Origin of the sequence: Holospora elegans E1, from assembly GCF_000648275.1 — a bacterium.
In the GTDB taxonomy this organism is placed as follows: domain Bacteria; phylum Pseudomonadota; class Alphaproteobacteria; order Holosporales; family Holosporaceae; genus Holospora; species Holospora undulata_A.
In genome coordinates this window covers 1-8,777 of the sequence record NZ_BAUP01000136.1, presented here as the reverse complement: position 1 = coordinate 8,777, position 8,777 = coordinate 1, and the positions used below count along the sequence as shown (strand labels likewise).

The following is an 8,777-nucleotide window of genomic DNA, read 5'->3' as shown; positions in this document are numbered from 1 at the left end:
AAACGAAGTCAGTATCAAAAATCGATCAAGATATAGCGTACCCAAGTCTTGTTATATAGTGATGAAAGCGGCATTGATATAACTATGTGCAAAAACAGAAGGGTGGGGCAGAAAAAGTGAAAAGTTGGTTAGCAAAAAGAGTGGGAAATAGTATCAAAGAAGGAATTATTTCCGGTTTGGTTAATAACAAGCCGACAGCACCAATTGTTTTTAACGGATCTTGCGACACAGTATTGCTCCAAGTTTGGGTAGAATTTTTGATCAAGGAACTAAAGTCTGGTCAAGGTGTTATTATGGATAATGCCTCTTTTCATAAATCCAATAGAAGTCAAGAATTAATAGAATCTGTAAAATGCAGTATAATTTTTCTACTTCCATATTCTCCTGATTTGAATCCAATAGAGAAATTCTGGGCTAATATGAAGAGGTGGACAATATACTAAATTTCAACGCCCTATTCGATGCTATTTCGTGGTTCTTTAAAATATCCAATTCAACCTAAATTACTACGCTCTACAGACTAAACGCACTTCCAAGGTAAAGCGAGCGTACTTTCTCGCTCTTGAGTACATTTTCTGGAGTGCCTTCTTTTAAAACACGTCCTTCAAACATAATGTAAACACGGTCTACAAGGCTTAAAGTTTCTCGCACGTTATGGTCGGTTATAAGTACTCCGATATTTTTTTCTTTAAGGTGCGAATTAGTTCTTGCACATCTTCAATTGAACGGGGGTCAATACCCGCAAAAGGTTCGTCTAAAAGCAAAAATTTTGGATTTCCAATTAATGCTCTTGCAATTTCCAAACGACGTCTTTCCCCCCCCGATAATACTCCGCCTAAAGAATGTCGTTGCGATGTCAAACGAAAATCATTCAGTAAAAGTTCTAGGTAAAATTTTTGATCTTTTGTTGCAGTATAAACACGCTCTAAAATGATTTTTAAGTTATTTTCAACACTAAGATCTCGAAATACAGAACTTTCCTGGGGTAAATACCGAATACCTAATCGAGCTTTTCGATACAATGGCCAGCGAGTTACGTTTTGGTCATTAAGAAAAATATCACCTTGAGATGGAACAATTAGCCCAGACATTAATAAAAAAGTTGACGTTTTGCCTGCGCCATTTGGCCCTAACAAGGCTACACTTTCTCCAGAAACGATTTTTAAAGATACCTCTTGAACAATTTGTTTTTGTCCTGATCTGTAGCACAATTTTTGAGCAGAAAAATCCATTTATTTTCTCTTAAATTTTTTAAAAGAAAGTGTTTGATGCACAGGGATCATCAATATACAAGAACGTTTTTTAAGAGCTTTAATCTTGTAAAATCGTTTTTTTAAATCTAAAATGGCGTGGTGTGTTGTCCCAAAATTTTGTGTTCCGTTAGAAACTTGAACTGCTCCAAGTAGTTGAAGTTTTTCCCCAGCTTCGTCATAAAATGCTTCTTTTGATATTATTTTCCAATCTTCATACATCATCGCTACATTTCCTTTTGCTTGAACCAAAAATTTTGAATCCTTATTCAAATTTTCTAAACCAGCAAGAATTTTCAAAGGTTGTGGAGATTTTTTAGAAAAAGAAAAACAAATTTCATTAGAGCGGAACCTTCCTTTTGGATGAGTTAAAATAGCTCCCCCTGTTGCGATTCCTTTTTGAGAATTTAAATCATACCTGAGCTCTCTGGCTTGCATTGAAAAATCACGTTCACGCTGAAAAAGATTAACACCGAAATCAAAATAAGATTGAGCTAAAAGCTTTTGATCTTTTACGTAAAAAACTAAACGATCCGCCTTTAATTCATTGGCTCCTCGATAAACTATTGCCTTACCTGTTGCAACGATATATTTAATTTCTGGCGATTTTGAAAGGCCAGCACTTCTAAAAAAAATTTTAATTTTTTGGCAAAGAATAGTTGTTTCCCCCTGTTTTATTCGAACGTTTCCCTTGGCAACACAATATTTTTTCTCTAAAAAAAACTCAATCCCTTCCTGAGCTTGAATATCCATGGCAGGAACATTACGAAACGGAGCAGAAAATGACGCTGGGCAGGTTAACCCCCACAAAACAAATGTTCGATTCAATAATATTTTATCAACTTTGTACCCCCAATGTCTTCATTCTAATGCAATACCATTTAGAATTCAATGTGATTACAAAAATATACATATGGCATAAATTATATGTAAAAAACAATGAAATTTATTGGGTAGAAATAACAACATATTCTTAATACAATAAAACAGAGACTTTTAACAAAAGATAGCATAATTGATTTTCAATGTTTTATTAACGTGAAGTGCCGCAAAAATACGCAGTGTTCCCTCCGGCATTTCAAGTGATCGTGTGTTTGCAGGGGGGGGCGAAATCTCGCAAACCAATGGCGGTGTGGAGCGTTATTCTGTTCAATGGAAAACGTTTTATCTTTTCCCTGAAAGAGGCAGGTGCTTGGAATAGTTTTATTAAAACCTGCGCAATGATCTCTGCAAGAAAATTTTCTATTTTTTTAATCGTTCAAAAAGTCGTTTGAATGTTTGACGCGAACGATCTCCAAATTCCCAATCGATGAGCCCTTTTCCTGCGCGATCATAGACTTATAGAGTTTAGAAATCCAAGCTTTAAAAATCCAATTTTTTGCTTCTTTTTTTAAATAATGCCAAAATTCATCGACTTCCTTGACAATACCTTTGTCTTCTGGAGATAGCTCAATTTTTGCGCATAACCTTGATCCTAAGGTTCCCCTCTTTCAAAACAGCGCTCACGCTGACACCAAAACGCTGAGCAATTCGGTTATTGAAAGGCCGCTTGCGTATAAAACGAGGGCTTTGAGCTTGTCTTTCTCGGGCACACCTCGTGAAATTTTTTCCACATTTTTTACATTTTCTCCTCTGACCCCCTCGAACAAAACAGCTTTTAAACTGCTCCGAACATTCACAAAATTTACATGCAATCATTTTTAGAGACTTTTAAAAGATTTCCTTTACCAATTCTAACGAAAAATATCTTTAGTTAAAAACTTCAAAGAATCTAATTCTTGTTTTGGAATTCCATCAAAAACACCATGAATGTTTGCTCTCTTTTTTGATAAGTGATTAAAAGCCCGCCAGATAAGTTTTGATCCATCTTCTATTTTTTCTATTCCCCCCTTGAATTTAGAATATTGAAGAAATAAAGAGCCCTTTTCACTGATTTTAGCAACCTATTGACGCTGTCTATCATTTGTTATCCAGGGAATCAATAGCCTAAAAATGTGCTGCAAGTTCTTCTGAATTTTTTTACCCCATTGCAACGTTCATTCAAGACGCTAATAATTCCTTTAATCGTTAATTTTTTAAATGTTTTTGGAATTTTTTTCTCTATTAGAAAAAAATTTGAGAAGAAATTAAGAAAAAAACATAAAAAACTTTTCATAACATTTAATAACAAGTTGAATTTTTGTTTTTTGTGTACAGAAGTTTAAAAACAAAATCAAGAAAAAAATTATTTTTTTTAAGTGTTGAATGTTTGATAAAGTGCTCACGAGATTTTCAAAAAAATTCTAAAAAAAGTGTGAGGTGATAGTTACGAATAGATGAAGTAAATCCTAAAGAAAAATTTAAATCCCACATCAAAGATTTTTGCAAAAAGTGATCGACGTCTTCGGTAGCTAGATAGTGTCGTCACGAAAAGTTCAACCAAAGAAAAGGTATCTAATTTGAACGGAATTAAGAAATGAAGAAGTATTTTTGCGTATCGCGTTGCAATTCCTCTTCAGCGTTTCAGGTGAATAAATATATTCTCTACAAGAATGTCTAAGCTTGAAATATCTTTATTGTGTTCCCTTTGTTCTTTTCTATTTTTTCGGGAGAATAACAGGATTTATGTTATTTTTTCTCGCCTCATTAACGATTTGATTTGTATCATATCCTTTATCTGAAAGAAGATTTTGAGCGTCTATTCCTTCAAAACGCTGGCTAGCTTGTTTGCAATTAGCAACCATACCCGATGTTAATACTCTAACCGGCATGGGCATCCACAGCCAAATTAAGTTTTATATTGTGGCTTCGTGTTGATCCCCTTTTTGTGCAGCCCCCCATATCCTGGCCCACCTTCCTTAACCTTTGCGGCATAAGGATGCACTTTTATATGGCTGGCATATAATCCGCCACTCATAGTTTGGATCAACAATCAATTTTTCTAAAAGATTTTCCAAAATTGTCTTTATCTTTCCATCTGAAAAATCTTCTGTGCGTATTTTTCCAAACTCCATAGCAAGGGGGAATATCTCGCCAAGGGGAACTCGTTCTTAAAATCCACAAAACAGAATTTAACGATTGTCTTTTGCTTTTCCCTCCCTAACTCCCATTTTTTTCTGGCAGATAAGGCCAAGTATTTTCCAAGATTTCTCTGATATGTTGTGTCTTTTGTGCGATTGCGTTATTTCTCTTAAAAAATAAAATTTTTGATTCCTGTTATATTATATTTTATCTCATGACGACATCATCTAGCCAAAAAATGTTAATCGTATTGAATTTTTTAATTTACAAGATTGCAATCTTGTTAAGTTTCTATTAAAATAAAGAAAAATAAGAAAATTTTTACGTATGAAAAAAGTTTCGTTAATTATTATGATAACTGTTTTTAAAAGCGTTTTTGTTGGAAGTATTGCTCAAAACGCATATGGAAGCCTGTCTAATTTGGAGCAGTCTAAATTGGTTGACAATCACGATGCTGAAATCCTGTCCGATTATTCCTGTCAGAGCTCTCAATCAGGCAGTAATCCCGATGCTGAAATCCTGTCCGATTTTCACCAAAGTTCTGAGTCAGGTACTGATTTTTTGAGTCATACCAATCAGTTTTCAGCATTGGGATCACCTCAATATTCAGAGACAAGTACTGACATCGGTCAGCTTGATCAGCTTGAAGAGATCTCAGGATTTAATCTTCCGAATTTTTCAGATATTAATATTATTAGCCAGATAAATCTGCTTGATTTTGAATCTAATGCAGGTTTTAGATCTTTTTTTGAATCTAATGCGGATTTTAGATCTTTAATTCTTGAGGCACATAGGGAAGATGTAGAATATTTTTCTGGTTATAATAGAATTTTGAGAAACATTACCCTAGAAGGTGCTTTTTACTCTAATCAGTCTGGAGAATTTTCAGAATTTGATTGGTAGTCTAAAACCGGTGGAATTGCTCATCGCCTGAGTGAAGGGGGCAGAATTTTTTTGAGAGAATTTTAGACAAAATAATACTCTATAATTTCCTCCTTCTTTTAAGATATAGCTAAAACATAATAAAAAAATATGACAATAGAGCTGGATAGAGTTATAATTATGTAATAAATTATATAATTAGGTTATGACATATTTATTAGATTTTCGAAAAAAGTATTAAAAATAAAGCACGGTTTATCATTTGAAAAAGTAGCCGCTAGATTTTGCATATGTAAATCAGCAGTAGTGAGATGGAGCAAAAATTTTGAAGGAGTCAACAAAAGGAATAACCCATGGACAAAATTATACAAATAGAACTTGAGAGTAGATATAGAAAAATTTCTAGATAGGTATGGCCATGAAAGGGCTAAGAGGTTAGAAGTCAGCGCTTCTGGTATAAGATATGCGAAACACCGTTTATGAGAGACATATAAAAAAACTCTCAATCAATCAGATCCAGAGAGAAGGTCTATGTTTTGCCAAAAAATTGAAGTATTGAAAAAGGAAGATAAGCAGATAAAGGCAATCGATGTTATGGTTCTTATGACTGGGGGGGGCAAATGCCATAGGCGCTTTAATTGGAAAATACAATTGCAATTGGGTGCAATCTGGCTTACAAAGGGGGGTACATCTTGAGTGCTACCAAACTTTCCAAAAGAAAGCGATAGTTTTATGAATAATGCCACTTTCCATAAAGGGAAAGCTATGCAAAACATATAAGAAGAACATTATCTTGTTCAATTGATCACTTATTTCAATTCCATTTTTCGTAATCTTTTTATACTGATTTAGCTATATATACAAAAATTAATACGATCGTGAATTTTTGAAAAACTTTATAAAAATCAACCAAAGTTCACGATCAGAGAAATTTTTTTATTATTAGGTTTCCTATCTTTGTATCCTAATTGGGGCAGTTTTAACGTTTAATGTGAGAAAAAACTTTTTTACTCACGGTTTTCAAAACGGGCTAAACGCTAGACCTTCAGCTTCTTCATTTATTTTGTTTGAATGGCACAAAGTGATTATTTATTTGAAAAGGCTATTTTTAATTTATTCCAAATTGATTGTGGTACTTTTTTTAAGCGTAAATGGTACTGCATTGGAAAGCGTAAAGGGGAAAAAATTCCTAAAATGTAATTCAAATCGTTTTGATCTAAACTTATTTCTTTTAAAAAGGAAGTATCTTTAGTTTTGTCATTTTCTAAGACCTCTAGTGTTTTAACAAAATTTTCTCTGTTTGTTTTAGATAAAATAGAAAACTGATAAAAAAGATCACTTCTTTTGTTGATTATTTCATAGAGTTTTGTTTTAAGAATTTTTAAATCGCTTTCCTCAAACACCGGTTCTAAAGAAATTCGTAAGTTTTGTATAAAGTTTCTAAATTCTTCGCTTTCTTTATTTTATTTTCTTTTTGTTCAAAAAATGAAAAATTAGTATTTGGATTTGATTTTGGGTCGTTTGATTGAAGAAGTGTTGGTGAGGTATTGGCAAGAAAGCTGTTTGTAAGGTATTCCAAATTATTTAATAAGAATGATTTCAGGGGGTTTTCATTTAAATTCTTGAAGGACGAAGAATGTCCACAATGTAATCAAAAGCACTTTGATCTAATTTTATATTTTTTAGCAATTCAGAATTTTTAGTTTTTTCGTCGGATAAGACCATTAGGGTTTTAAGAAAATCATTTTTATTTTTTGCAGAAAAAGTAGAAATTTTAATAAAATAGCCTCTCTTTCGGATCTTTTAAAGACCCTTCAAAAAAGTGAGGGGGAGTATGATCTTTTTTAAAAAATAAAATTCCTGATTTCCATTATACCATATTTTAATCTTGTGACGAGACCATCTAGCAATTTTCCTTCTATATTTGGATAAAAAATTTACATTGCACCTAAATTATTTTTGATGTTGATATTTTTTATTTGTTCTTTCTATTCAACGATTTTTGTTGTACAATTTCTTATAAGTTAGCGGTACTTTAAAGGCCTTTGTGTTTTTCGACAATCCAATGGCAGGGATTACTTTTTCTGTCAAAAATATTTACAAATCTTTTAATGATATTTGTATATTAAAAAATATTTCTTTTGATATTCAAGATCAACAAACTGTTGCCTTAGTTGGGCCTTCTGGTGCAGGAAAATCTGTTTTATTTCGCTGTATCTTGGGGTTGTGCAGCTTGGATTGTGGAGATGTTTTCTTTAAGGGACGGAAATTACCATCGTCAATAGTTAACAATTCTGGAAAATTTTTTAAAGACATTGGAGTTGTATTTCAGCACTCTGCACTTTTTGACGGAATGAGTGTTCGAGAAAACGTAGCATTCTCTTTTCCAAAGCATTCAGCCTATGCAGTGGACGAAGCTTTAGATCAAGTGCAGTTCCCTGCGCTCCACAGAAACACGTATCCAAGCGCACTATCTGGTGGAATGCGCAGGCGAGTAAGTATCGCAAGAGCAATAGTGCGCAAACCTAATATCCTGTTTTTAGATGAGCCAACTGCAGGGTTGGACCCAGTTGCCTCTCACACTATTAGCTTGCTTATTCAGCAAATCCAAAATATATACAAAGTTACATGTATTACTATTACTCACGATATTTTAAGATTACCTTTGTTAGCAAAGCGTGTCTTATTTTTATCAGATCAGCAATTATTGTGGCAAGGAAAAATCGATGATTTTTTGTGTACATCTGTTGAAGAAGTGCGTAATTTTGTACATTTTGGCACCCAACAAGATTTTTTAAGTTCTATCAGATGATTCTTCTGTTACTGGCTCTAAAAAATCAACGGCTTTGTACATAAAAAAACTACAAGAAGGAAGCAGGGTTAAGCCTTTCTACCAGCCTTTTTGAAGAACGAAAAGTAATTTTTCTTCTGGGTAAAATGACAGTTTTTTCCAAAGTTCTTGGATTTCTTCCTGTACGTTCTTTTTTGTTTGTAATGACGAACGTTCCAAAAGAAGAAATTTTTATATACGGATCTTTGGTGTTTAAAAAAATTTTATGAAAACGATCTAAGATTTTTTCTAAAAGATAACTCGCTTCTTTTTCATTGATTTTAAGATTTCTTTGAAATGATTTTCGAAGAGGGATCCGGGTGAGTTTATTTTTATTAATGTTCACAATTTTACTAAATATTGTAATAGTATATAAAAAATATAATATAGAAAAATATATAAAAAAAAATTAAACTAAAAACAAATATTTTCGAAGCTTTTAACTAAAGATGCTTTTTATTAAAATCAGTAAAGGAAGTTTTTTAAAAGTCTCTAAAAATAATTGTATGTAAATTTTGTGAGTGTTCTGATTGCTTTAAAAGCGGATTTGTTCGATGGGGTAAGCGGTACAAATGTAAAAAATGTGGAAAAAATTTTACGAGGTGTGCCCGAAAAAGACAAGCTCCAAGCCCTTGTTTTATACGCAAGCGGCCTTTCAATGAACCGAAGTGCTCAGCGTTTTGGTGTCAGCGTGAGCGCTGTTTTGAAGGGGGGCGGTCACCTTATAATCAAGGCGATGCGCCAAAATTGAGCTATTCCCAAAAGACAAAGGTATTTTCAAGGAAGTCGATGAATTTTGATATTATTTAAAAAAA

General features: G+C 33.1%; 9 protein-coding genes and 1 pseudogene. 4 read left to right on the top strand and 6 right to left on the bottom strand.

What is annotated here, in order from left to right; translation table 11 throughout:
• Nucleotides 1-86 precede the first annotated feature (86 nt).
• The gene (locus HE1_RS05570; protein WP_052567425.1) at nt 87-443 is read left to right on the top strand and encodes a transposase; all 357 of its coding nucleotides are present in this window, start codon (nt 87-89) and stop codon (nt 441-443) included.
• Nucleotides 444-662: 219 nt separating this feature from the next.
• Here HE1_RS05570 and HE1_RS05565 read toward each other — a convergent pair whose 3' ends face one another.
• The 5 genes and pseudogenes from HE1_RS05565 to HE1_RS07635 all read right to left on the bottom strand — a co-directional run bounded on the left by HE1_RS05565 (nt 663) and on the right by HE1_RS07635 (nt 4,414).
• Complete coding sequence (locus tag HE1_RS05565; RefSeq protein ID WP_206537256.1) at nt 663-1,232, bottom strand: ATP-binding cassette domain-containing protein; 570 nt, start codon at nt 1,230-1,232, stop codon at nt 663-665.
• Nucleotides 1,233-2,078, bottom strand: a complete 846-nt coding sequence (locus HE1_RS05560) for an LptA/OstA family protein (RefSeq protein ID WP_035545588.1) — start codon at nt 2,076-2,078, stop codon at nt 1,233-1,235.
• A gap of 168 nt (nt 2,079-2,246) precedes the next feature.
• Nucleotides 2,247-2,375: a hypothetical protein gene (locus HE1_RS10070; protein ID WP_278243473.1), complete on the bottom strand. Its 129-nt coding sequence runs from the start codon at nt 2,373-2,375 to the stop codon at nt 2,247-2,249.
• A gap of 377 nt (nt 2,376-2,752) precedes the next feature.
• Nucleotides 2,753-2,929, bottom strand: coding sequence for a helix-turn-helix domain-containing protein (locus HE1_RS05550; protein ID WP_373279908.1), 177 nt, complete (start codon nt 2,927-2,929; stop codon nt 2,753-2,755).
• Nucleotides 2,930-3,664: 735 nt separating this feature from the next.
• Nucleotides 3,665-4,414 (bottom strand): annotated as a pseudogene (locus HE1_RS07635) (IS5 family transposase).
• A 187-nt stretch (nt 4,415-4,601) separates the two neighbouring features.
• On the opposite strand from HE1_RS07635, the gene HE1_RS05535 reads away from it, so the two are divergent.
• Both HE1_RS05535 and HE1_RS05525 read left to right on the top strand, forming a co-directional pair.
• A complete protein-coding gene (locus HE1_RS05535; protein WP_162480424.1) occupies nt 4,602-5,153 on the top strand; it encodes a hypothetical protein in 552 nt (183 codons plus the stop codon).
• 2,026 nt (nt 5,154-7,179) lie between these two features.
• The gene (locus HE1_RS05525; RefSeq protein WP_162480422.1) at nt 7,180-7,944 is read left to right on the top strand and encodes an ABC transporter ATP-binding protein; all 765 of its coding nucleotides are present in this window, start codon (nt 7,180-7,182) and stop codon (nt 7,942-7,944) included.
• A 49-nt stretch (nt 7,945-7,993) separates the two neighbouring features.
• Here the strand turns inward: HE1_RS05525 and HE1_RS05520 are convergent, their stop codons facing one another.
• The gene (locus HE1_RS05520) at nt 7,994-8,308 is read right to left on the bottom strand and encodes an HU family DNA-binding protein (RefSeq protein ID WP_052567421.1); all 315 of its coding nucleotides are present in this window, start codon (nt 8,306-8,308) and stop codon (nt 7,994-7,996) included.
• Between the two features lie 171 nt (nt 8,309-8,479).
• Between HE1_RS05520 and HE1_RS05515 the strand changes: the two genes are divergently transcribed.
• Nucleotides 8,480-8,713 (top strand): helix-turn-helix domain-containing protein, encoded by a 234-nt coding sequence (locus HE1_RS05515; protein WP_035545308.1) that lies wholly within the window; start codon nt 8,480-8,482, stop codon nt 8,711-8,713.
• Nucleotides 8,714-8,777: the final 64 nt, after the last annotated feature.